This is a genomic window from Capillimicrobium parvum (assembly GCF_021172045.1).
Lineage (GTDB): Bacteria > Actinomycetota > Thermoleophilia > Solirubrobacterales > Solirubrobacteraceae > Capillimicrobium > Capillimicrobium parvum.
The window spans coordinates 1055164-1076223 of sequence record NZ_CP087164.1 but is presented as its reverse complement, the minus strand read 5'-3'; the positions used below and the strand labels follow the sequence as shown (position 1 = coordinate 1076223).

General features: G+C 73.1%; 26 protein-coding genes and 1 tRNA gene. 9 read left to right on the top strand and 18 right to left on the bottom strand.

Annotated elements, in window-relative coordinates:
* Positions 1-28 precede the first annotated feature (28 nt).
* Entirely contained in the window at positions 29-976 is a 948-nt protein-coding gene (locus tag DSM104329_RS05305; protein ID WP_259314352.1) for a Ppx/GppA phosphatase family protein, read from the top strand.
* A 262-nt stretch (positions 977-1238) separates the two neighbouring features.
* On the opposite strand, the gene DSM104329_RS05300 is transcribed toward DSM104329_RS05305, so the two are convergent.
* On the bottom strand, positions 1239-2879 hold the full coding sequence (locus tag DSM104329_RS05300) for an acetolactate synthase (protein WP_259314351.1): 1641 nt from the start codon (positions 2877-2879) through the stop codon (positions 1239-1241).
* A gap of 86 nt (positions 2880-2965) precedes the next feature.
* On the opposite strand from DSM104329_RS05300, the gene DSM104329_RS05295 reads away from it, so the two are divergent.
* The gene (locus DSM104329_RS05295) at positions 2966-4027 is read left to right on the top strand and encodes an FUSC family protein (protein WP_259314350.1); all 1062 of its coding nucleotides are present in this window, start codon (positions 2966-2968) and stop codon (positions 4025-4027) included.
* A 6-nt stretch (positions 4028-4033) separates the two neighbouring features.
* Here the strand turns inward: DSM104329_RS05295 and DSM104329_RS05290 are convergent, their stop codons facing one another.
* On the bottom strand, positions 4034-4654 hold the full coding sequence (locus tag DSM104329_RS05290; RefSeq protein ID WP_259314349.1) for a DsbA family protein: 621 nt from the start codon (positions 4652-4654) through the stop codon (positions 4034-4036).
* 82 nt (positions 4655-4736) lie between these two features.
* On the opposite strand from DSM104329_RS05290, the gene DSM104329_RS05285 reads away from it, so the two are divergent.
* Entirely contained in the window at positions 4737-5447 is a 711-nt protein-coding gene (locus DSM104329_RS05285; RefSeq protein WP_259314348.1) for a winged helix-turn-helix transcriptional regulator, read from the top strand.
* Positions 5448-5454: 7 nt separating this feature from the next.
* On the opposite strand, the gene DSM104329_RS05280 is transcribed toward DSM104329_RS05285, so the two are convergent.
* The 4 genes from DSM104329_RS05280 to DSM104329_RS05265 all read right to left on the bottom strand — a co-directional run bounded on the left by DSM104329_RS05280 (position 5455) and on the right by DSM104329_RS05265 (position 8716).
* Positions 5455-6108, bottom strand: a complete 654-nt coding sequence (locus tag DSM104329_RS05280) for a pentapeptide repeat-containing protein (RefSeq protein ID WP_259314347.1) — start codon at positions 6106-6108, stop codon at positions 5455-5457.
* 7 nt (positions 6109-6115) lie between these two features.
* Positions 6116-6928 carry a hypothetical protein gene (locus DSM104329_RS05275; RefSeq protein WP_259314346.1) on the bottom strand — a complete coding sequence of 271 codons (813 nt, stop codon included), beginning with the start codon at positions 6926-6928 and terminating at the stop codon, positions 6116-6118.
* Positions 6929-6937: 9 nt separating this feature from the next.
* On the bottom strand, positions 6938-8623 hold the full coding sequence (locus tag DSM104329_RS05270; protein ID WP_259314345.1) for a vWA domain-containing protein: 1686 nt from the start codon (positions 8621-8623) through the stop codon (positions 6938-6940).
* 8 nt (positions 8624-8631) lie between these two features.
* Positions 8632-8716 (bottom strand) — tRNA-Leu (locus DSM104329_RS05265).
* A 69-nt stretch (positions 8717-8785) separates the two neighbouring features.
* Between DSM104329_RS05265 and DSM104329_RS05260 the strand changes: the two genes are divergently transcribed.
* Positions 8786-10318 (top strand): RNA polymerase sigma factor, encoded by a 1533-nt coding sequence (locus tag DSM104329_RS05260; protein WP_259314344.1) that lies wholly within the window; start codon positions 8786-8788, stop codon positions 10316-10318.
* 88 nt (positions 10319-10406) lie between these two features.
* Here the strand turns inward: DSM104329_RS05260 and DSM104329_RS05255 are convergent, their stop codons facing one another.
* From DSM104329_RS05255 to DSM104329_RS05225, 7 genes are read right to left on the bottom strand one after another with little or no spacing between them, the layout of a single operon-like run.
* A complete protein-coding gene (locus DSM104329_RS05255) occupies positions 10407-10742 on the bottom strand; it encodes a tRNA-binding protein (protein WP_259314343.1) in 336 nt (111 codons plus the stop codon).
* A gap of 4 nt (positions 10743-10746) precedes the next feature.
* A complete protein-coding gene (locus DSM104329_RS05250; RefSeq protein ID WP_259314342.1) occupies positions 10747-11205 on the bottom strand; it encodes a cupredoxin domain-containing protein in 459 nt (152 codons plus the stop codon).
* The gene (locus tag DSM104329_RS05245) at positions 11195-11470 is read right to left on the bottom strand and encodes an Lrp/AsnC family transcriptional regulator (protein WP_259314341.1); all 276 of its coding nucleotides are present in this window, start codon (positions 11468-11470) and stop codon (positions 11195-11197) included. Before DSM104329_RS05245 ends, DSM104329_RS05250 begins: the two co-directional genes overlap by 11 nt.
* Positions 11467-12153, bottom strand: a complete 687-nt coding sequence (locus tag DSM104329_RS05240) for a metal-dependent hydrolase (RefSeq protein ID WP_259314340.1) — start codon at positions 12151-12153, stop codon at positions 11467-11469. The genes DSM104329_RS05245 and DSM104329_RS05240 overlap by 4 nt, the downstream gene beginning before the upstream one ends.
* A gap of 19 nt (positions 12154-12172) precedes the next feature.
* Entirely contained in the window at positions 12173-12514 is a 342-nt protein-coding gene (locus DSM104329_RS05235; protein WP_259314339.1) for a hypothetical protein, read from the bottom strand.
* A 33-nt stretch (positions 12515-12547) separates the two neighbouring features.
* Entirely contained in the window at positions 12548-13345 is a 798-nt protein-coding gene (locus tag DSM104329_RS05230; RefSeq protein ID WP_259314338.1) for a rhomboid family intramembrane serine protease, read from the bottom strand.
* A gap of 38 nt (positions 13346-13383) precedes the next feature.
* Positions 13384-14484 carry a carboxylate-amine ligase gene (locus tag DSM104329_RS05225; protein ID WP_259314337.1) on the bottom strand — a complete coding sequence of 367 codons (1101 nt, stop codon included), beginning with the start codon at positions 14482-14484 and terminating at the stop codon, positions 13384-13386.
* Positions 14485-14585: 101 nt separating this feature from the next.
* Here DSM104329_RS05225 and DSM104329_RS05220 point away from each other — a divergent pair, with 101 nt between their 5' ends.
* The 3 genes from DSM104329_RS05220 to DSM104329_RS05210 all read left to right on the top strand — a co-directional run bounded on the left by DSM104329_RS05220 (position 14586) and on the right by DSM104329_RS05210 (position 16514).
* Positions 14586-15650: a class I fructose-bisphosphate aldolase gene (locus DSM104329_RS05220; protein WP_407655896.1), complete on the top strand. Its 1065-nt coding sequence runs from the start codon at positions 14586-14588 to the stop codon at positions 15648-15650.
* Positions 15651-15731: 81 nt separating this feature from the next.
* Positions 15732-16229, top strand: a complete 498-nt coding sequence (locus DSM104329_RS05215) for a thermonuclease family protein (protein WP_259314335.1) — start codon at positions 15732-15734, stop codon at positions 16227-16229.
* A gap of 39 nt (positions 16230-16268) precedes the next feature.
* Positions 16269-16514: a hypothetical protein gene (locus DSM104329_RS05210; RefSeq protein ID WP_259314334.1), complete on the top strand. Its 246-nt coding sequence runs from the start codon at positions 16269-16271 to the stop codon at positions 16512-16514.
* Between the two features lie 46 nt (positions 16515-16560).
* Here the strand turns inward: DSM104329_RS05210 and csrA are convergent, their stop codons facing one another.
* Positions 16561-16830 carry a carbon storage regulator CsrA gene (csrA, locus tag DSM104329_RS05205; RefSeq protein WP_259314333.1) on the bottom strand — a complete coding sequence of 90 codons (270 nt, stop codon included), beginning with the start codon at positions 16828-16830 and terminating at the stop codon, positions 16561-16563.
* Positions 16831-17033: 203 nt separating this feature from the next.
* Here csrA and DSM104329_RS05200 point away from each other — a divergent pair, with 203 nt between their 5' ends.
* Positions 17034-17540, top strand: coding sequence for a hypothetical protein (locus DSM104329_RS05200; RefSeq protein WP_259314332.1), 507 nt, complete (start codon positions 17034-17036; stop codon positions 17538-17540).
* A gap of 22 nt (positions 17541-17562) precedes the next feature.
* On the top strand, positions 17563-18306 hold the full coding sequence (locus DSM104329_RS05195; protein WP_259314331.1) for a GNAT family N-acetyltransferase: 744 nt from the start codon (positions 17563-17565) through the stop codon (positions 18304-18306).
* On the opposite strand, the gene DSM104329_RS05190 is transcribed toward DSM104329_RS05195, so the two are convergent.
* Genes DSM104329_RS05190 through DSM104329_RS05175 form a run of 4 tightly spaced genes read right to left on the bottom strand, consistent with a single transcriptional unit; the run spans position 18296 to position 21054 of the window.
* The gene (locus tag DSM104329_RS05190) at positions 18296-18616 is read right to left on the bottom strand and encodes a type III secretion system chaperone (RefSeq protein ID WP_259314330.1); all 321 of its coding nucleotides are present in this window, start codon (positions 18614-18616) and stop codon (positions 18296-18298) included. The two genes, DSM104329_RS05195 and DSM104329_RS05190, sit on opposite strands and share 11 nt — an antisense overlap.
* 57 nt (positions 18617-18673) lie before the next feature.
* A complete protein-coding gene (locus tag DSM104329_RS05185) occupies positions 18674-18958 on the bottom strand; it encodes an FtsB family cell division protein (RefSeq protein ID WP_259314329.1) in 285 nt (94 codons plus the stop codon).
* 42 nt (positions 18959-19000) lie between these two features.
* Positions 19001-20275: a phosphopyruvate hydratase gene (gene eno, locus DSM104329_RS05180; protein ID WP_259314328.1), complete on the bottom strand. Its 1275-nt coding sequence runs from the start codon at positions 20273-20275 to the stop codon at positions 19001-19003.
* The gene (locus tag DSM104329_RS05175; protein WP_259314327.1) at positions 20272-21054 is read right to left on the bottom strand and encodes a MazG family protein; all 783 of its coding nucleotides are present in this window, start codon (positions 21052-21054) and stop codon (positions 20272-20274) included. Before DSM104329_RS05175 ends, eno begins: the two co-directional genes overlap by 4 nt.
* Between the last annotated feature and the right edge of the window lie 6 nt (positions 21055-21060).

Here is a 21060-nt window from a genome sequence, read left to right as displayed (position 1 = left end):
TACCCGGCATGATCGCCCGCGAACACCCATGAGCTCGAGCGCACCCGACCCATCGCCATCGCGTGTCGCCGTCGTCGACGTGGGCACGAACTCCACGCGGCTGCTCATCGCCGACGTCGGCCGGAACGGCGCGATCGCCGAGATCGACCGCCGCTCCATCGTCACCCGCCTCGGGGAGGACGTCGACGCCACCGCCCGCCTGGCCGACGCGGCGATGGAGCGCGTCCTCCGCGTGCTCGCCGAGTACCGCGCGGCGATCGACGCCGCGGGATCTCCCCCGGCGCGCGCGGTCATGACGAGCGCGGTGCGCGACGCGGCCAACGGCGAGGCGTTCGCCGCCGAGGTCGCGGAGCGCTTCGGCTTCGACGCCCGGGAGATCTCCGGCGACGAGGAGGCGCGGCTGACGTTCCTCGGGGCCACGAGCACGCGGCCGCAGGAGCGCCCGGCGCTGGTCGTCGACATCGGCGGCGGCTCGACCGAGCTGGTGATCGGCCAGGGCGGCGAACTGCGCTTCCACGTGTCGACCCAGGCGGGCGTCGTGCGCCAGAGCGAGCGCCACCTCCACCACGACCCGCCGGCCGACCACGAGCTGCAGGCGCTGACCGACGACGTGCGCCGCGTGCTGAACGCATCGGTCCCGCACGCGATGACGTACGTGCCGGAGGCGGCGATCGCCGTGGCCGGGACGGCGACGAGCCTCGCCGCGATCGACCTCGAGCTCGAGCCCTACGACCCCGCGCGCGTCGAGGGCCACGTGCTCGAGCGAGCCACCTGCGAGATGCTGCTCGCGCGGCTGGCCGGGATGACGCTCGAGGAGCGCCGGCGGCTGCGCGGGCTGCACCCCGACCGGGCGCCGACGATCGTCGCCGGGGCGGTCCTGCTCGTCGAGGCGCTGCGGCTCTTCCGCCTCCAGGAGGTCGAGGTCTCTGAGCACGACCTGCTCTACGGAGCCGCGCTGGCGACGGTGCGCCGCTGAAAGACGGAAGCCGCCCACGAGGGACGGCTTCCGAAGGTGGCCCCGACAGGACGGGCAGGGGTACGTGCCATGCAGGGGCCTGTTTGGTGGCTCAGGCGGCGGGAGGCGCCGATTCGATGCGGCTTCGCCCGAGCCTATGAGTCGGCTGCCGGAGAAAACGCCTTTCGGCACAGACCCCGAACACCCGACGAACGCAGTATGGAACCGCAGGCGTTCACTGGACAATCGAACGAACGTCCAGATCCGTCCCCAGAAGTGGGGATCACGCCAGGTTCGCCCGACGGGGGTAGATCACCGCCGGGTCGGTGAGCACGTTCACGAGCGCCGGAAGGCCGGATTCGAACGCCCGGGCCAGCGCCGGCTTGAGCTCGCCGGGCGAGCGGACGAGCTCGCCGTGGCCGCCCAGCGCCCGGACGACCTCGTGGTACGGCGTCTCGGGCCGCAGCTCGGCGGCGACCGAGTAGCCGTAGAGGAACTCCATCGGATGCTTCTCGAGCGCCCAGATGCCGTTGTTGCCCATGACGCCGACGACGTTGACCCCGTGGCGGGCCAGCGTGTCGAACTCCATGCCGCTGAAGCCGAACGCGCCGTCGCCGAGCAGCAGGACGACCTGCTTGTCCGGCCGGGCGAGCTTGGCCGCCAGCGCGTAGCCCGGCCCCGAGCCGAGGCAGCCGAACGGACCCGGGTCCAGCCAGCACCCCGGCTCGTAGGAGTCGATGACGCGCCCGGCGAACGAGACGAAGTCGCCGCCGTCGCCGATGATGATCGCGTCGCGGTCGATGACCTGCTGCAGGTCGTGATAGAGCCGCATCGGGTGCAGCGGCGCGCGGTCGTCGCCGAAGTCGGCGCGCTCGCCCTCGCGGCGCTCGGCCTCCACGCCCCGCAGTTCCTGCACCCACGCGCGCGTATCGAGCGCGCCGCCGCCGCCCAGTGCCCGCAGCGTCGCCGCGATGCCGCCGTAGAGCGTCACGTCCGGCGTGCGGGGCGGCGTGCGTTCGGGCCGCGCGCCGTCGATGACGACGATCTTCGCGTCCTCGCCGAACGCGCCGCCGAAGCCGAGGCGGAAGTCCATCGGCACGCCGACGACCAGCGCGACGTCGGCCCCCTTGAGCGCCGTGCCGCGGGCGCGCGAGAACGCCAGCTCGTCGTCGGCGGGCACGCAGCCGCGCGCCTGGCCGTTCATGAAGACCGGGATGCGCAGCTCGGCGATGAGCTCGCGCAGGGCCGTCTCGGCGCGACCCCAGTACAGGCCCGTGCCCGCCATGATCACCGGCCGCTTCGCGCCGCGCAGCAGCGCGATCGCCGCCTCGACGCCCTCGGCCGCGGGGGCGTCGAGCGGATCGGGCAGGCGCGCGTCGGACGGCGGCTCGGACTCGAGCTCCATGAACACGTAGTCGAGCGGGAAGTCCACGAACGTCGGGCCGGTCGGCGCCTGCATCGCCGTGACGAGCGCGTCGTCGACGAGGCCGGGGATCTCGGCGGTGGAGCCCGGCGTGCGGGCGCTCTTGGTCAGCGGCGCGACGAACGGGACGTGGTCGACCTCCTGCAGCGATCCCTGGCCCCAGCGCATCGCCGGCGCTCGGCCGCCGAGCACGACGACCGGCGAGCCGTTCTGCTGCGCCGAGCCGAGCGCGCTCATGCCGTTCGTCACGCCGGGGCCCGCGGTCAGGGCGGCGACGCCGGGCTCGCGCGTGACCTTCGCCCAGCCCTCGGCCGCGAAGGCGGCGGCCGACTCGTGGCGGACGTCGACGATGTCGATGCCCTCCTCGCGGCACCCGTCATAGATCGAGAACAGGTGTCCACCGGAGAGGGTGAACAGCTTGCTCACGCCGTGGGCCTTCAGCCGCTTCGCGACGAGGCGCCCGCCATGGAGCTTGGTTTCGGTCCGGGTCTCAGCGGCCATGGGTCGTCACCTTACATGAACGATGACGTTCGCACTAGACTGACGTGCGTGGCCGGGGGCCCAGTCGACGCGTGATCCCGCTCGCCTTGAGCCTGGACCGCGAGGCGGTGCGCGACACCGTGCGCGAGGCCTTCCGCGTCGAGGAGCGCGGCATCGACTGGCGCTCCGGCGCCGCCGGCGCGCTCGCGGCGGTCGGGCCGCTGGCGATCGGCGTGGCGATCGACGAGACGGTCGCCGGGCTCACCGCGGCGATCGCCGGGCTGAACACGGCGTTGTGCATCCCGCGGGCGGGGCTGCGGGCGCGCATGTTCTGGGGGCCGCTGTGCGCCGTCGCGGGCGTGGGGTCGCTCGCCCTGGGCGACGTCGCCAACCCGCACACGTGGAGCCTCGTGCTCGCCACCCTCGTCTGGGTCGGCCTGTGGGCCACGCTGCGCGCGGCGGGGCCGGCGGGCGCGCTCGCCGGATTCGCCACCGCCGCCGTCCTGGTCGTCCTCGGCGGCATCCCCGCGGGCCCCGAGTCGCTGGGCCAGCGCATGCTCTGGTACGTGCTCGGTGCCGGGCCCGCGCTCGTCCTGATGGTCCTGGCCCGGCGCGGCCCCGCCCCGCCGCCGGACCTGGCACGCACCGTCCTGCGGGCGGTCGTCGCCGGCGTACGCGGCGACGCCGACCTGCGCGCCCACGTCGCCCGCCTGTCGATCGCGGTGGCCGTCGCGACGCTCCTGTACCGCGCCATCGGCCTGCCGCACGGCTACTGGGTGCCGCTCACCGTCCTGGCGGTCATGCAGCCCGGCGAGCACGCCACGCGCGTGCGCGCGATCCAGCGCGCCGCCGGCACGCTCGCCGGAGCCGCGCTCATCGTGCTGATCACGTTGGTGACCGACGACCGCTGGGCGCTCGTGGCGTGTGCCGCGGCGGCCGCGTTCTGGCTCTACGCCCTCGACGAGCGCGGGTACTTCTGGCTGGTCGTCATGCTCACGCCGACCGCGCTGCTCATGCTGAGCCTCGTGGACTTCCAGGGCGCGGACGAGGGGCTCGAACGGGTCGCCAACAGCGCGCTCGGCATCGCCATCGGGCTGGCGATCAGCGCCGTCGTCCGCGAGGTTGCGACGTGGCGGGCCCGGCGCCGGGGCGAGAAGCCCGCCGCCTGACCGGGGTCAGCCGCGCTGGCCCTGGGCGCGCCGGCCGTGCCCGACGCGCAGCGCGGCCGCGGCCTCCGCGATGCGGTCCTCGCCGGGGAAGAGCAGCCGGCCGACGCGGACGACCGGCATGGCGACCGCGCCGTGCGCAGCCAGCGAGCGGCCGGCCGCGGCGACCGCGTCGTCGCCGGCCGGGTCGCCGGCCGCGGCCAGGGCCGGCTCGAGCGCCAGTCCCGCGGCCGCCGCCGCCTCCGCGAGGACCTCGGGGTCGTCGAGGTCGAAGCCGCCGCAGAACGCCAGGCGCGAGGCCGCGAGCACGAACGCGCCGCCGCGGCCCTCGGCGGCGGCGTGGGCGGCGGCGCGCATGGCCCGCGGCACGGCCGCCCGGCACGGCTCGGGCCACACGAGCGGCATGCGCAGGCGGTCGGCGCGCTCCTCGAGTTCGGCGCGGGGCACGGGCGGCGGCGCGGCGCGCACCGCGGGCTGCCAGATCACCGCGGCGGGCAGCTGCTCGACACGCTCCGCCGCGAGGTACGTCGCGGGGTCGGCGAGGTCGAAGAAGAACGTCGCGCGGCGGGACCGCGAGGCGGCGCCGGCGCGCTGACGGCGGCGTGAGGCGAGGTCGATGAGGGTGCCCACGGACCCTTGCAACGAGCCTCCCCGCAAAAACTGGCGCTTTGGCGTCTCGATGTCGGCGGGGACTTGACCGCAGCCGGTAGGCTTGCCTTGCGGTCCAGCAGTTTCGGTAGGAGGCCCGACCATCACCGCCGTTCCCCCACCCAAGCGGCACCCATATGACCAGTGGGCGCCAGACGCGCGTGCTCTGGACCTCGTCGGCGACAAGTGGACGCTGCTCATCGTCCGAGATCTCGTCGCGGGCCCCCGCCGCTTCGTCGAGCTGCAGCGCGTGCTTCCGGGCATCTCGACCGAGCAGCTGCGCTCCCGGCTGAACCGGATGGTGGCCGACGGACTGCTCACGCGCCAGCGCTACCGCGAGGTCCCGCCGCGCGTCGACTACGAGCTGACCGAGCGCTCGCGCGAGCTCGTCCCCGTCATCGCCGAGCTGTCCCGCTGGGGCTTCACGTGGGCGTGGGGACCGCCGCGCGAGGGCGAGGCGATCGACGTCGGCGCCATCTTCCGGGCCGTGCCCGGGCTCTTCATCGGCTCCGACGTGCGCGGCACCGTCGAACTGCGCGTCGACCGGCGCTCGTACTGCCTGGCGCTGCGCCCCGGCGCGGTCGAGCTCACCGAGGGCACGCCCGAGGATCCGCCCGACGCGACCGTCGCCGGCAGCGAGGCCGACTGGGTCGCGGCGCTCGGGCCCGAGAGCCTGCGCAGCGCGCTGAGCATCTCCGGCGATCGCTCGCTCGCCGACGTCGTCCTCGACGCGGTCGCTCCCGTGAGCGCCCGGCCGTCGATCCACGCGGCGTAGCGCCTCCTCAGGCCTCCTCGGCGACCGTCACGCCCAGCGCGGTGGCGAAGACGCCGGCGGCCTGGACGACGTCGGGCCACGGCATCGTCACGCCATCGAGGCGCTGGGCGCCGTGCAGGCCGTCGAGCCGGCAGCCGCGGATGTGGCAGCCGTCGAAGGTGGCCCCGCGGACGTCGGCGCCGGTCATCGAGCAGCGCTCCAGCGTGACCTCGCGCAGGCGCGCCTCCACCAGGTCGGCCTCCGTGAGCAGGCAGTCGGCGAAGACGACGCGTTCGAGCCGGGTGTGACGCAGGGCGCAGAGGTCGGCGCGGCAGTCGCGGACCGTGACGTCGCGCCAGAGGCCGTCGGCCCACTCGAGGCCGGTCATGCGGCAGCCCCGCAGTTCGACGCGCAGCAGCGAGGCGTGGCGGGCGCGCAGGTTGGCGAGGTTCACCTGCGTCAGGACGGCGTCCGTGAAGCCGCCGCCCTCGAGCCGCGCCTCGCTGATGTCGCCGCCCGCGAACACGACGCGGCGCAGCTCCACCTGGTCCAGCCGCGCGCCGGCCAGGTCGACGTCGAGGACCCGGGCGTCCTCGACGCGGGCGCCGCGCTCCGCGTCGGCGGGGGTGAGCGTCCGGGTCAGCTCGTCGAGGTCGGGGGGCAGGCGCGGGGCGTGGAGCATCACCGGTTCAGCGCACGACGACGCGCTCTCCCTCGCCGGTGTCGGCGAAGACCTCGGCCATGGACTCCGCCAGCAGGTCGGTCCGCTCGCGCAGCTCGCGCGATTGGCGCGCCAGCTCGCGCTGCGCAGCCTCCTCCTCGCTGGCGCTCATCTCGCCGAGCCGGGCCTGCATGAGGCCCAGCGACGCGTTGATGCGCTGCATGCCGACCTCGAAGCGGTCGAGCTTGCCCGACAGCCGCTCGGTCGCCTCGCGCTGCGCGGTCAGGTCGGCGATCAGCGCCTTCACGTCAGGATCCGAGGCGCGCGGCCGCAGATCCTCGATCCGGCGCTGCAGCGTGCGCGGGTCCTGGCCGCTGGCGGCGAGCTGCCCGAGCGTCGTTGCGATCAGCTGGGCGCGCCGCGCGCTCGTCTCCATCGCCGTCACGAGCCCGTCCACGTCGGCGCTGACGTCCTCGAAGGGGTGCTCGGCCGACGCGATCGCCGAGCGGATCGCCGCGGCCGACTCGCGCGCCTGGGTCAGCAGTGCGGCGATCCGCGGGTCGAGTTCGCGCGTGTCGAGCCGCTTGACCGGCTCCCCGCCGCGTGCCTTCGCGTACGTCTCCCGGCCCACCCGCTCGGCCTCGGCGGAGTCGAAGAACGTGATCGCGCTCAGGACGAGGTACGCGACGACGGCGATCGGGATCGCCACCAGGGTCAGGTCGAGCACGATCCCCACGACGACCAGCACGGCCAGCACGCCGAGGTTCAGGGGCTTCGTCAGCGCGTTGACCGCGATGCGCCGCTGGAGCGTGCTGCGGGTGACGAGCTCGTTGGCTGGCATCGGCACGCGCTAGAAGAAGCTGGAGATCGAGCGATAGACCTGCTCGATGTCGGCGGTGTCGCCCACGAACGGCTTGCCGCCCGACGCGTTGGCGAAGCGCTCGAGCACGCCCTCGTTGGGCTCGGACCCGTAGGCGATCGTGAAGACGCGCACCCCGTTGCTCTCGGCGCGCCCCTCCTCGCGCAGCCGCTGCTCGACGTCCTGGGCGCCGCGCGACGACGCGGTGTCCTCGCCGTCGGTGAGGACGACCACGGCGTTGATGTGCTCGGAGTCGGCCCGGCGGCTGACCTCCTCGACCGCCTGGTAGGTGGCGTCGTAGACGGCGGTGTCGTCCTCGGGGATGAGGTCGCGGATCGCGGCGTCGAGCTTGGGCTTGTTCTCGTCGTAGCGAGCGGGGGGCACGAGCTGGGTCACGTCGCCGGAGAACTTCGTCAGGCCGATCTCGTCCTGCGGCGCGACCTGGCGGAAGAACGCCTTGAGGCCCTCCTTCGCGTGGTCGAGCTTGTGTTCGTCGTTCATCGAGCCCGACGTGTCGATGACGAGCATGACGTTCGCCGGCTTGCGGTCGCGCCGCCACGTCCGCAGGATGCTGTCGAGGACCTTCGGCTCGGGCAGGCGCAGCTCGCGCTCGGGCTGCGCGGGGTCGACGCCGTTGGCCTGGGTGACGAGGCCGGCGGGCTTGATGTTTGGGTCCCCCGGCCGGAAGCCGAAGCGGCCCGCGGTCTCGGCGTCGATCTCCTCGGCGAGGTAGCGCTGCAGCTGACCGGCGGCCCGGCGCTCGGGCGCCGTGACCCACGGCGCGTTGAGAACGATGAACGGCGAGTCGCTGAAGAACGAGCCGTCGGAGGGATAGACCGCGACCATCTTGCCGCCGGTGCAGTTCCTGCGCCGGTTGAGCTCGATGAGCGTGGTCTCCTCCATCGCCGCCGCGCTCGCGTACGCCTTGCCGCCGGCGCAGAGCTGGTCGGCGATGAACAGCGTGCTGTCGCCGTAGTGGACGATCGAGGACTCGAGCTCCTTGACGGCGGGCGCGGCCTTCGCGACGTCCGCCTCGGTCAGACCCTCCTTCTTGCCCACCGCGGCGTAGTAGGAGGCGGCGACCGCGGACGCGCCGGACGTCGAGCTGTCCGGGTTGGTGTGGACGTACTTGAAGCGCCCGTAGGCCGGCTTGCCGGCGGCGGCCCAGCCGTCGCGCGCGAGCGCGAGGCGGCGGATGTCGTCGAAGCCGATCGGCTTGCCGGGCCAGCCGAGCGCCCGCGCCATCGGCTCGAACATCGCGATGACGAGCGGCGTGCGCACGATCGAGGGGGTGTCGTCGGCGACGTACGCGCGATCGGTGTGGAGGTTCAGCAGGCGTCCCCAGAACCCGGACGCCGGCGACCACACGTCGGGCTGGAGCTTGCCGCGGGCAATGGCGCTCTCGGCGTCGCCGGAGTTCATCGCCTGCATCTCCACGAACACCTTCTTGCCGCCGACCTGGTGGTCGCCCGCGTTGAAGGCGCGGACGGACTGCTTGAGCAGATCCTCCTTCTCGGGGGAGACGACGAACGACAGCTTGAGCGCGTCCTTGGGCGCGACCTGGTCGACGGTCGATGTGCTGCCCGACCCGCCGCCCCCGCCGCCGCGCGTCAGGAGCACGGCCGCACCGATGGCGATGACCGCGACGACGATGGTGATGATGGATGCCGGCTTCATGCCTTCAGTACCCGGGGTGGGATTCGAACCCACACGCCCCAAAGGGGCAGCGGTTTTTAAGACCGCGTGACTATGCCATTCGTCTACCCGGGCGAGCAGCGCAACTCGGACCGCAACCTAATCGTTCAAGCAGTGTTCCCGCATCGGAACGCATTCGCCGCCATGGAAGTATCCGCCTTCAAGCCCCATGCCCTCGCCGGTCTGCGCGGGCCCACCCCGCTGCTGCGCCTGCAGTCGGACGAGCGGCTCGTCGCGCTCACGCGGCGGGGCAACCAGGCGGCGTTCGAGACGCTCGTCTCACGCTACAGCTCGCGGCTGCTGGCCTTCTGCCGGCACATGCTCAACTCGCGCGAGGACGCCGAGGACGTGCTGCAGGAGGTCTTCGCCGCCTCCTTCAACGCGATGGTCGCCGACGACCGGCCGATCAACGTGCGCCCGTGGCTGTACCGCATCGCGCGCAACCGCTCGCTGAACCACCTGCGCCGCCAGACCGCGATCGGCGTGGACTCCATGGACGTCCACCTCGCCGAGCACGGCACGACGACCGCCGACAAGGTCCACAGGCGCGAGGAGTTCCGCCAGCTCGTCGGCGACGTCCAGGAGCTGCCCGAGACGCAGCGCACCGCGCTGCTGCTGCGCGAGATCGACGCGCTCTCCTACGACCAGATCGCCGACGTCATGGAGACGACGGTCCCGTCGGTCAAGTCGCTGCTCGTCCGCGCGCGGGTGTCGCTGGCCGAGATGTCCGAGGCGCGCAAGCTGACGTGCGAGGAGGTCCGCCTCGAGCTCGGCGAGGTCGCCGAGGGCCTGAAGCGCACGAGCGCTCCGGTGCGCCGGCACCTGAAGACCTGCGACCGCTGCTCCACCTTCCGCCGGCAGCTCAAGGAGACGAACAAGGCGCTGGCCGCGGTCATGCCGGTCGCGCCGCTGCTGTTCCTCAAGAAGTTCGTCCTCGCCCAGCTCGGCACCACCGCCTCCGCGAGCGGCGCCAGCGCGGCGGCCGGCGCGGCGGCGGCGACCACCGCGTCCGCCGGCGCGGCGAGCGCGCTGTCGGCGGGCATGGGGACGATCGCGTCCAAGACGGCGGCGACGCTGGCCGCGGCGGCCATCGTCACCGGCGCGGCGGTCGAGGTCGACCACGCCACGAACCGCGCCACACGGCAGTCCTCCAACCCGGTGCAGGTCGCGCAGACGCCGCCCGCCACCGCGGCGGCCCCGGCGCCGCAGCCCGTCCACACCCCGGCCGTGGCCCCGGCGCCGAAGCCCGCCCCTGCCGCCGCCGCACCGAAGGCCGTCGCCAAGCCGGAGGCGCAGCCGACGACGACCGAGACCACCGCGCGCAGCGCCGCGGCGGAGAAGGCCGCCAAGCCCGAGCAGAAGGAGACGGCGCCCGCCACGACGACGCCGGCGACCACCACGCCCACGACGACGACGCCCACGACCACGACGCCCGTCAACACCCAGGAGGGCGGCGACGTGAGCGTCGTGGCGGGCACGCCGACCACCGTCCCGACGACGCCGGCGACGACGGTCCCGGCCACGACCGCGCCGCCGGCCACGACCCCGCCGGCGACCACCACGCCGCCGCCCCCGCCGGCCGAGACGACGCCCACCACCACCGAGCCGCCGCCCCCGGCCGAATCGGACCCGGCCGCCACCACGCCGGTCGATCCGGCCCTGCCCCCGGCGCCGTAGGCGTAGATGGCGCACGGGGGCCCGCCTCCCGCCGGCACGCGCTGCATGCCCACCTGCGATGCCGCCGGCCGGCGTCGGCACACCTGGGTCAGGCGACCCGCGCGCCCGGCGTCGCGTCGCCGTCGGGGCGCAGGATGAGCACCGTTCCGTCCTCCTGCACCGCGCCGAGCACGAGGACCTCCGAGCGCACCGGCCCGATCTGGCGCGGCGGGAAGTTCACCACCGCCACGACGAGCGAGCCCTCGAGATCCTCGCGCGAGTAGTTCGTGATGCGCGCCGACGAGCGCTTGACCCCGATCTCCGGCCCGAAGTCGATGCGCAGCTTCCACGCGGGCGAGCGCGCCTCGGGGAAGTCCTCGACCTCGACCACCCGCCCCACGCGCATCTCGACGGCGAGGAAGTCGTCGAACGTGATCTCCGTCACCGGCTCACGGTCCCGGCTCGGCCCCGGACACGATCGTCGCGGCGTTCTCCTGCCCGTCGATCGTCACGCCGTAGCGGCCCTTCTTCAGCCCGCCGATCTTCGCCGACGCCCGCCCGTGGGCCGGGACCTGGAGCGTCGTGCCCTCGAAGAGGATCGTGTGCGCCCTGCCGTCCTTCGACACCCCGGTGAGCCGGATGTCGAAGAACGCGGGCACGGCGACCTCCGCCGGGCTGAGCCCGTCGCCGGAGAACGTGAAGCGCGCGGGGACGACGATCGGCTGCTCGTCGCCGCCGCCGCCCGGCTGGTCCTCGCCGGACGTGGAGGCGCCCGCCGGCGCAGTCGCGGTCGCCGCCGGCGCCGGCGCGGTGCCGGTCGAGGACGAGCCGTCGCCGCCACAGCCCGCGAGCGCCGCGGCCCCGATCGTCAGGACCGCGGCGAGCGCCGCTGCTCGCCTACTGGCCAACGGAGAACAGCGCCTCGAGATCGTGGCGGGAGAACGCCTCGAAGGCGACCATCGTCTGCGTCCGCGCGACGCCGTCCACCTGGCCGATGCCCGCGGTGACGACCTCGGCGAGCTGCTCGTGGCGCGCGAGGTGCACGATGACGACGAAGTCCCAGGCGCCGGTCACCGAGTAGACCTGCCCGACGCCCTCGACCTCGGCCAGACGGCCGCCGAGCTGCGCCATCGCGTCGCGCTCGGCCTCGATGAGGACGATCGCGTGGGTCATGTCGCGTGCGTCTCTCCCGGCGCCAGGACGACGGCCGAGGCGTCCGTCTCGCGCTCCACGTCGGCCTTGAAGGCCTGGGCGTCGGTCTCGATCGGCGGGAACGTGTCGTAGTGGCAGGGGATCACGGTCCCGGCCCCGATGAGCTTCACCGCCTCCACCGCGTCGTGGCGGTCCATCGTGTAGTGGCCGCCGATGCAGACGATCGCGACGTCGATCGGCGTGCGCCGGCCGACGAGCGCGAGGTCGCTGAACAGGGCCGTGTCGCCCGTGTGGTAGACGGTCGTGCCGCCGAGGTTGACCACCACGCCCGCCGGCGTGTTCACCGTGCCCTTCGGCGTCGTCGAGGTGTGCCACGCGGGGACGTACCTCACCCAGCCCCAGTCGAACTCGACCGTGCCGCCCAGGTTGGGGTCGTGGACCGGATGGTCCTCGCCGAGCTCCTCGGAGAACTCGTTGGCCAGCTCCACGATCGCCACCACGGGCGCGCCCATGCGCTGCGCCAGCGGCACGACGTGCGCGGTGTGGTCCTCGTGGCCGTGGGTCACGACGATGTGGGTCGGCTCGACCTCGTCCGCGGACACCGGCGCCTTGGGGTTGTACGGCGCCAGGAAGGGGTCGATGAGCACGCGCGTGTCGCCGTCGGACAGCTCGAAGGTCGCGTGGCCCAGGTAGCGGATCTCCATCTGGTCAGTCCTCTCGTCGTCATTTCGGGTCGATGGTTGCGCGACGGGCCGCCAGCTCGCGCGCCAGCTCGAAGCCGACCGCCACCCCGACCAGCATCCCCAGCCGGGTCTCCTCGGCCAGCAGCGTGCGCAGCGCGGCCACCCGCTCGGCCGGGTCCTCCGTCGTGGCTGCCCGCATGACCTGCTGCTCATGCGCCTCGCCGAACCAGCCGCCTTCCTCGAGAGCGGCGTTCAGCACGCGCTGCAGGCCCGGGGCGGCGTGCACGACCACGTCCTGGGCGTGGCGGAAGCGCTCGGGGTCCTGAAGGGCCGCGACGGCCGCGTCGACCTCCGCGGCGGTGTAGTCAGGGTCGTCGGTCACCGGCGCCGTCACGATACAGCGGCGCCGCCGCGATCAGCCGCGCGCCGGGAGCCGGGCGAGCACGAGCCCGATGACGAGCCCGACGACCGCCCCGGTGACGCCCGCCACCGCGTCGGCGATGTCGACCGCGACCGGCATCAGCAGCAGGACGGCGGCCATCACCGCCGTGCCGAGCAGGTCGCCCTCCCACTCGTCGCCGCGCCGCCAGGCCAGCAGGTTCGGCACCGCCCAGGCGCACAGCAGGCCGAGCGCGAGGCCGTTGGAGCCGGCGGCGATCGGGAAGTCGTCGAGAGACGCCGCGGCGAGCATGCCGCCCGCCCCCGCGAGGACCGCGATGACGAGCACGGCGACGGCGCCGCGGCGCCGCTCGAGCATCGTGCCGAAGACGCCGATCGCGACCATCGTGGCGAACTGGTAGGCGCCGCCGGCGAAGATCGTGCCCCCGCCGCTGAGGTGGACGAACGGCGCGGTGAAGATCCGCCACCACTCGCCGTCGAGCTTGCCGAAGATGATCGCGTTGAGCGGGTCGAACGCCCCGGCGACGGCCGCGAGGTAGGCGAGGAACGCGCCGGCGACGATCGCGATCGTGACGACCGGGCGCCCCTCGGTGCGCAGGCCCGGCAGCTCGCCGGGGCGCAGGCGCCCGAGCCGCGGCGCGCTGGAGCTCCGCCGCGAGCGGCGCGGCTTCTCGGCAGGCCGCTGCGCCCCGCGCTCGATCTTCGGCGCCCGCTTGCGAACCCGCTGCCCGCAGTATGGGCACTCGGTCACGTACGGGCTCACCTCGGACCCGCAGTTCTTGCAGACGACGAACAGATCGGCCCCGCGTGCCATGCGTACATCCGATGATACGCAGGCCGGGAAGCTCGCGATCAGGCTCCGGTGGCCTCCATGATCTCGGCCATGACCTCGCGCAGATCGTGGTTGGCCTCCCACACCGTCAGCTGGCGCGCGGCGCCGTTGCCGCGGGCCAGGAGATCCTCGATCGCATCGAAGGCATCGGCGGATCCGAGGTCCTCGGCGTGCGGGCGCAGGCGGTCGAGCAGGCGCCGCACCAGCTCGCGCGTGGGGACGCGCTCGTTGGACGGGAGGTCGACGAGCTCGCCGTCGAGGCCGTGGCGGGAGGCCAGCCACTTGTTCTCGTCGAGCATCTCCCAGGGGTAGTCCGTGAGGTGCTTGCCGTCGCGGTAGTGCTCGGCGAGCTCCTTGACCATCGCCTGCACGAGCGCGGTGATGCCGATCGTGTGCTCGACGCGCGTCTGCGAGTCCATCGCGCGGATCTCCACCGTGCCGAAGTTCGGGTGCGGCCTCACGTCGTACCAGAGCCACGTGTAGTCCTCGACGACGCCGGACTCGACCATGAACTCGACCCGGCGCTCGTAGTCGTCCCAGCCCTCGTAGCGCGGCGGGATGCCGACCCGGGGAAACGCCCGGAAGATCGGCGTGCGCGTCGACTGCAGGCCGGTCGAGTCGGCGCGCCAGAACGGCGAGTTGGCCGACAGCGCCAGCAGCACGCCGACGTGGACCCGCATGCCGTTGGCCACGTGGATCGCCATGTCGGCGTCATCGAGGCCGATGTGCACGTGCATACCGAAGATGAGCTCCTGGCGCGCGACGAAGCGCAGCGCGGAGATGAGGTCCCGGTAGCGGGTGCGCCCGACGATGCGCTGGTCCTCCCACATCGCGAACGGGTGGGTGCCCGCGGAGCCGATCGCCAGGCCCTTCTGCGCGGCGATCTCGCGCACCTGGCCGCGCAGCGCGCGCAGCTGGCGCTCGGCCTCGCCGATGCTCGAGCACGGGTCGGTGGAGACCTCCAGCACGGACTCCATGAGCTCGGGCTTGATCGCTCCCACGGGGGAGTCCTCGAGGAAGCTCTCGATCGCGTTGACGAGATCCATGGTCTCGCCGTCGACGATCATGAGCTCCTCCTCCACGCCGATCGTGAAGTTGGGGCCGGAGAAGTGGTGCTCCATCGCTCGGCGCGGGAGCCTAGTGGCCCCGCTCACTCCCCGGGGTAGTCTGGAGACATCGACACGATCTGATCACCGAGGAGACCGTTGTGGCCGCAACCGAGATGACCTCCACCCGCCTTGAGGAGCTGCTGGGCGATGAGACTGAGTCCCTGCTCAACCACGTCTGCTCCACCGTCGACAAGGCCAACCTGCACCTTCCCGGCCCCGACTTCGTCGACCGGGTCATGGTCGACACCGACCGGTCGACCAACGTGCTGCGCAACCTCCAGTGGATGCTGCACTCCGGGCGCCTGGCCGGCACGGGCTACTACTCGATCCTCCCCGTCGACCAGGGCATCGAGCACTCCGGCGCCGCGTCGTTCGCGCCCAACCCGATCTACTTCGATCCCGAGAACCTCGTCGAGCTGGCGGTCGAGGGCGGCTGCAACGCGTTCGCGTCGACGATCGGGGTGATGGGCGCGGTCAGTCGCAAGTGGGCCCACAAGTTCCCGTTCATCGTCAAGCTCAACCACAACCAGCTGCTGACGTACCCGAACCAGTTCGACCAGACGATGTTCGCCACGGCGCAGCGCGCGCACGAGCTCGGCGCGGCGGGCGTGGGCGCGACGATCTACTTCGGCTCCGAGGAGAGCAACCGGCAGATCGTCGAGGTGGCGCGCGCGTTCGAGGAGGCCCACCGGCTCGGCATGTTCACGGTGCTGTGGTGCTACCTGCGCAACCCGGCGTTCAAGAAGGACGGGGTCGACTACCACGTCTCCGCCGACCTGACCGGCCAGGCCAACCACATCGGCACGACGATCGAGGCCGACATCATCAAGCAGAAGCTGCCCGAGAACAACGGCGGCTACCTCGCGATGGGCAAGGACTTCGGCAAGACCAGCCAGCTGGTCTACGACAAGCTGACGACCGACAACCCGATCGACCTCTGCCGCTGGCAGGTCGTGAACTGCTACCTGGGCCGCGCACCCCTCATCAACAGCGGCGGCGCCTCGTCGGGCCAGACCGACGTCGCCGAGGCGGTCCGCACCGCGGTGATCAACAAGCGCGCCGGCGGGTCGGGCCTCATCTCCGGGCGCAAGGCGTTCCAGCGCCCGATGGACGAGGGCATCGGGCTCCTGCACGCGATCCAGGACGTGTACCTCTCCGACGAGGTGACGGTCGCGTAGCGCCCGCGCTCGCGGCCCGCTTCGTCACGACTCTGCAACGGGTCCTGCGTCCCCGCCGCCCCGTGTGACACGGTGGCGGGGATGCCTCGTCGCGCCGTCATCACCGTCGTCGTCCTGATCGTCGCGGTCTTCGCGGCGCGGCTCGCGGCGCAGCGCTCGGACCGCGCCCCGAAGGGCGTCGCGGGGGAGGTCACGCGTGTCGTGGACGGCGACACGATCCACGTCGATCTCGACGGCACGGACGAGACGGTGCGCTACATCGGCATCGACACGCCGGAGTCGGTCAAGCCGGGCACGCCGGTGCAGTGCTTCGCCAAGCGCGCGTCGGCGCACAACGAGCAGCTCGTGGGCGGCGAGGACGTCCGCCTGCGCTTCGACGTCGAGCGCCGCGACCGCTACGGCCGCCTGCTCGCCTACGTCTACCGCGTGGGCGACGGGACGTTCGTCAATGCCGCGCTCGTGCGCGACGGCTACGCGCGGACGCTCACGGTGCCGCCGAACGTCCGATACGCGGACCGGTTCGCGCAGCTGCAGCGGCAGGCGCGGGAGCACCGGAGGGGGTTATGGCAAGCATGCTGAACACCCGTTGAGCGGCCGCGAGGGGTACGCTTCGTGCCGATGGCCCTGAGGATGCGCCAGAGCCTCGCCGACCTCGAGCGAGCGTTCGTCGAGGAATCACAGGAGGATCGCGAGCGTCGCCACGAGCTGCGCCAGACGGCGATCGACCGCGCCCGGCGGCGCACGATCCAGCGCCGTCACCGGCACGGCTCCGTCCGATTCGTGCTGCTCGTGCTCATGCTGATCGCCACCGCCGTCGGCGTGACGATCGGCATGTTCGAGATCCTCTTCATCGTGATGGGCTGACGGCGGCCCGGAGCCGCCGCCCGCCGATCACGCTCCTGCGCCGCGTCTAGGCGCCGCCGAGCTTGCGCAGCTCGTCGTCCACCTGGGCCCGCAGGCCCCCGGCCGGCTCGGTCGTGCGCCGCGCGTCGCCCACTGCGACGCCCACGCCCCCGCGCTCCTCCTGGATCTCGAGGTAGACCTCCTTGCGGAACACCGGGATGTCCCGAGGCGCCTGGATGCCGATGCGGACCTTCTCTCCCATGATCGACAAGACAGACACCTCGATGTCGTCGCCGATCATGATGCTCTGGTTGGACTTGCGTGTCAGGACCAGCATTCGACTGGCACCTCCCTGCCTCGGGCACTGTACTCCGGACCGGCCTCCCCGGCCCGGTAGGGGATGAAACGTGCGGCTGCCTGAGAACTTTCGCTAGGGTCCCGCCCCTCATGGCACGCCGCTCATTGCGTCCCCACCTCAATCAGATTCGCACATGGGTGCGTCAAGGTCGAACGGATGCGTGGGTCGCCCATCAACTCGAGGTGACCGTGCAGCAGATCGAGGCCTTCAAACGCGAGAACGATCTCAGCGCCGATCCGCCGGAGAACGGCGAGGGCGCACCCGCCGTCGACTTCGACGACGAGATCGATCTGCGCGCGGAGGACGACGCGCTCATCGCCGCCGAGCTCGAAGCCGAGAAGGCCGCCGCCGAGGCCGCCGAAGCCGCCGAGGCGGCTCGCGCCGAGGCCGAGGGCCCGAAGGACGACGACGAGGCGGACTCCGAGGACAAGTCGACGAGCTCGCGCCGTCGCGGCCGCCGTGGCCGCGGACGGAGCAGCAGGAGCACCAGCTCCCGCAGCTCGGCGGGCGTCCTCGAGGGAACCTTCGACCATGGCGAGGAGGGCTACGGACTGTGGCTCGACCCGGCCGTGGAGGAGAACCCGATCTACGCCGAGCACTGGGCGGGTCACCGCCCGGTCGAGGTGACGATCGAGTCCGACCAGATCATCATCCGCCGCGCCTCGGTCGACGGCGACGACGAGGACTGACGACCCCACCGCCTGGGCCCGTGTGCGGGCCTTCGACCTCGCCCTGCGCGGGCGGGTCGCGACGCGCGCCCCGACGCCGCACGGCTGCGCGTTCCGGTTCTCCGAGCCGGCGTTCTGGGATCTGAACTTCGTCTACGTCGAGCGCCCGGCCGCGGCGACCGCCGAGCTCGTCGCCGACGCCGACGCCGCGCTGGCCGGCCTGGCGCACCGGATGCTGATCGTCGACGAGCCCGCCGACGTCACCCGCCTGGCCGCCGACCTGGCCCGCGCGGGCTGGACGATCGAGCGCCACGTCGCGATGGTCGCCGGCGCCGTGCCCGCCGACCGGACACCGCGCCAGGCGGCGCGCGAGGTACCGGCGCCCGACATCGTCCTGCCGCGGCGCGCGGCGACGCGGGAGGACGGCTTCGACGAGGCCACGCTCGCGGCGATCGAGGTCGCCGACCTGGTCGTGGGGCGCGCCATGAGCGAGCGGGCCTTCGCCTCGACCGCACCCGACGGCACCATCGCCTCGATGGCCAAGCTGTACACCGACGGCGCGATCGGCCAGATCGAGGACGTCCAGACCCGCCACGCGTACCGCGGGCGCGGCCACGCCCAGGCGGTCGTCCTCGCCGCCTTGGAGGCCTCGCGGCGCGCCGGGCACGATCTGACGTTCCTGTGGGCCGACGAGGACGACTGGCCGCGGGAGCTCTACCGCCGGCTCGGCTTCGCCGTCCTGGGGCGCCGCTGGCGCTTCAGGCGGGCCGTGGCGGTCAGTCGGTGAGCCGCCGGCCGCCGGCGTAGTCGCTCGCGCCGCGCAGGTAGCGGTGGAAGGCCGCGTCGGCGACCGTGGAGGCGTCCCACGCCCACGGCGCGTCGGGGGCGACCCGCTGGGCCACCTCGAGCGTCCAGTCGGTGCCCTGGTCGTAGAGGCACGCGAGCTCGTCGACGGTGAACGTGATGCCGATGCGGCGGCGCAGCTCGGCCATCAGCGCCTCGACCACGCGTTCCATGGCCAGCCGCTCGTCGGGGACCGCGCTCTGCACGGTCCGATCGCCGGCGCGCCAGTCGAACACCGCGGTCTCGTAGGGCATCGCGCCCAGCGTAGCCACGCCCGGGCGCCCGCCGGATGGACCCCGGCGCCGGGCGGCTCAGCCCGACGGCAGGTCCTCGATCACGTAGGCCTTCTCCCCCGGCAGGACGTAGCCGAGCTTGCGCGCCTCGCGCTCCAGGGTGTCCGGCTGGCTCAGGGCCCGCTTGCGGGCCTGCAGCCGGTCGTGCTCGAGCTGCAGGCGCTGCACCTCCGCGTTCTTGGTCTTGGACTCGCCCAGCGCCGTCCAGTACGACCGGGCCGGGCCGACGTAGAGGGCGACGATGCCCAGCAGCACGCAGAGCAGCGCGACGCGCCCCACCCGGTCCCAGCGAACTCGATGCATCCACTGGGTCGTTCGCGGGCGCGCCGCGGATTCCTGCGCGGCCTACGAGCGGAAGACCGAGCGGCCCGGGAACGTGGCGTCGGCGCCGAGCTGCTCCTCGATGCGCAGCAGCTGGTTGTACTTGGCCACGCGGTCGCTGCGCGACGGGGCGCCGGTCTTGATCTGGCCGCAGCCGGTCGCGACGGCGAGGTCGGCGATCGTGACGTCCTCGGTCTCGCCGGAGCGGTGCGACATCACCGCGGTGTAGCCGGCGCCGCGCGCGGTGGCGATCGCGTCGAGTGTCTCGCTCAGCGTGCCGATCTGGTTGACCTTGATCAGGATCGAGTTGCCGACGCCCAGCTCGATGCCGCGCCGCAGGCGCTGCGTGTTCGTGACGAAGAGGTCGTCGCCGACGAGCTGGACGCGACCGCCGATGCGGTCGGTGAGGACCTTCCAGCCGTCCCAGTCCTCCTCGTCCATGCCGTCCTCGATGGAGAGGATCGGGTAGCGGTCGCTGAGGTCGGCCCAGTACGCGGCGAGGTCGTCGGAGGAGAGCTTGCGGCCCTCGTGCTCGAGGTGGTACACGCCGTCGTCGTAGAGCTCGCTCGTGGCCGGGTCCATGGCGATCGCCACCTCGTCGCCGGGCGTGTAGCCGGCCGCCTCGATCCCTTCCACGAGCGCCTGCAGCGCCGCCTCGTTGGACTCGAGGTTCGGCGCGAAGCCGCCCTCGTCGCCCACGGCCGTGGCCAGCCCGCGGGCGTGCAGCGTGCCCTTGAGCGCGTGGAAGACCTCGGTGCCCACGCGCAGGCACTCGGCGAAGGTCGGCGCGCCGACCGGGACGATCATGAACTCCTGGAAGTCGACGGAGTTGTCGGCGTGCGCGCCGCCGTTGAGGACGTTCATCATCGGCACCGGCAGGACGTGGGCGGCCTCCCCGCCCAGGTAGCGCCACAGCGGGAGCCCCTCCTCGGCCGCGGCGGCGTGGGCGGCGGCCAGCGAGACGCCGAGGACCGCGTTCGCGCCGAGGCGCGACTTGTTCGGCGTGCCGTCGAGGTCGATCATCGCGCGGTCCAGGCCGGCCTGGTCGGTGGCGTCGTGCCCCGCGACCGCCTCGGCGATCTCCCCGTTGACGTTGGCCACCGCCTTCTCGACGCCCTTGCCCAGCCAGCGCTCGCCGCCGTCGCGCAGCTCCGTGGCCTCGAACTCGCCGGTCGACGCGCCCGAGGGGACCGCGGCGCGGCCGGTGGCGCCGGAGCGCAGGCTGACCTCGACCTCGACGGTCGGGTTGCCCCGGGAGTCGAGGATCTGGCGGGCGTGGACCTTCTCGATCTGGCTCATGGGTCTTGGGGTGTCTCCTGTGGGGTCAGGCGCGACTGCGCGTACAGCGCGAGCCGCTGGTCGTCGGTCAGGTCGCTCCAGCTCGCCCCGGCGGCCTCCGCGAGCGCCACGGCCGCCTCGACGCGGCCGCGGAAGCGGGCGGCGGAGGCGCGGACGGCGAGCTCGGGGTCGATGCGGTGCTTGCGCGCCACGTTGACGAGCGCGAAGAGCGCGTCGCCGACCGTGTCCTCGGTCGGGCCGGCGCCCACCTGCTCGAGGGTGGCGCGGGCGGCGTCGAGCGCCTCGCCGGCGTCGAGCGGGTCGAAGCCGCTGGAGGCGGCGCGGCGCTGGACCTTGCGCGCCAGCAGCGGCCCGGGCAGGTTCTCCGGGACCTCGGCGAAGACGCCGCGCTCGCGGCCCGCCTCGCCCTCCTTGATGCGGTCCCAGTTGGCCAGGACCTCGGCCGCGTTGTCCACCTCGGCCGTGCCGAAGACGTGCGGGTGGCGGCGGATGAGCTTCTGGCGGCAGTGCTCGGCGACCTGGGCGAGGTCGCCGGCGCCGCGCTCCTCGAGCAGCAGGGAGAGGAAGTGGACCTGGAAGAGCACGTCGCCGAGCTCGTCCAGGAGCTTGGCGTCGTCGCCGCGGCCGGCGGCGTCGGCGAGCTCGTAGGCCTCCTCGACGGTGTGCGGGACGATCGAGCGCTCATCCTGCTCGCGGTCCCACGGGCACTCGCGCCGCAGCCGGCGCGTCAGGTCGTCCAGGCGCCCGAGGGCCTCGGTGATCTCGTCGCGGTCGGGCACGGACGC

Excerpts from the sequence above, each read along its gene's own strand:
- DSM104329_RS05305 (WP_259314352.1), top strand. The coding sequence starts at position 29 with ATGAGCTCGAGCGCACCCGACCCATCGCCATCGCGTGTCGCCGTCGTC.
- DSM104329_RS05300 (WP_259314351.1), bottom strand. The coding sequence starts at position 2,879 with ATGGCCGCTGAGACCCGGACCGAAACCAAGCTCCATGGCGGGCGCCTC.
- DSM104329_RS05280 (WP_259314347.1), bottom strand. The coding sequence starts at position 6,108 with ATGCTCCACGCCCCGCGCCTGCCCCCCGACCTCGACGAGCTGACCCGG.
- DSM104329_RS05275 (WP_259314346.1), bottom strand. The coding sequence starts at position 6,928 with ATGCCAGCCAACGAGCTCGTCACCCGCAGCACGCTCCAGCGGCGCATC.
- DSM104329_RS05270 (WP_259314345.1), bottom strand. The coding sequence starts at position 8,623 with ATGAAGCCGGCATCCATCATCACCATCGTCGTCGCGGTCATCGCCATC.
- DSM104329_RS05260 (WP_259314344.1), top strand. The coding sequence starts at position 8,786 with ATGGAAGTATCCGCCTTCAAGCCCCATGCCCTCGCCGGTCTGCGCGGG.
- DSM104329_RS05245 (WP_259314341.1), bottom strand. The coding sequence starts at position 11,470 with ATGACCCACGCGATCGTCCTCATCGAGGCCGAGCGCGACGCGATGGCG.
- DSM104329_RS05240 (WP_259314340.1), bottom strand. The coding sequence starts at position 12,153 with ATGGAGATCCGCTACCTGGGCCACGCGACCTTCGAGCTGTCCGACGGC.
- DSM104329_RS05230 (WP_259314338.1), bottom strand. The coding sequence starts at position 13,345 with ATGGCACGCGGGGCCGATCTGTTCGTCGTCTGCAAGAACTGCGGGTCC.
- DSM104329_RS05225 (WP_259314337.1), bottom strand. The coding sequence starts at position 14,484 with ATGGAGCACCACTTCTCCGGCCCCAACTTCACGATCGGCGTGGAGGAG.
- DSM104329_RS05220 (WP_407655896.1), top strand. The coding sequence starts at position 14,586 with ATGACCTCCACCCGCCTTGAGGAGCTGCTGGGCGATGAGACTGAGTCC.
- DSM104329_RS05215 (WP_259314335.1), top strand. The coding sequence starts at position 15,732 with ATGCCTCGTCGCGCCGTCATCACCGTCGTCGTCCTGATCGTCGCGGTC.
- DSM104329_RS05210 (WP_259314334.1), top strand. The coding sequence starts at position 16,269 with ATGGCCCTGAGGATGCGCCAGAGCCTCGCCGACCTCGAGCGAGCGTTC.
- csrA (WP_259314333.1), bottom strand. The coding sequence starts at position 16,830 with ATGCTGGTCCTGACACGCAAGTCCAACCAGAGCATCATGATCGGCGAC.
- DSM104329_RS05190 (WP_259314330.1), bottom strand. The coding sequence starts at position 18,616 with ATGCCCTACGAGACCGCGGTGTTCGACTGGCGCGCCGGCGATCGGACC.
- DSM104329_RS05185 (WP_259314329.1), bottom strand. The coding sequence starts at position 18,958 with ATGCATCGAGTTCGCTGGGACCGGGTGGGGCGCGTCGCGCTGCTCTGC.
- eno (WP_259314328.1), bottom strand. The coding sequence starts at position 20,275 with ATGAGCCAGATCGAGAAGGTCCACGCCCGCCAGATCCTCGACTCCCGG.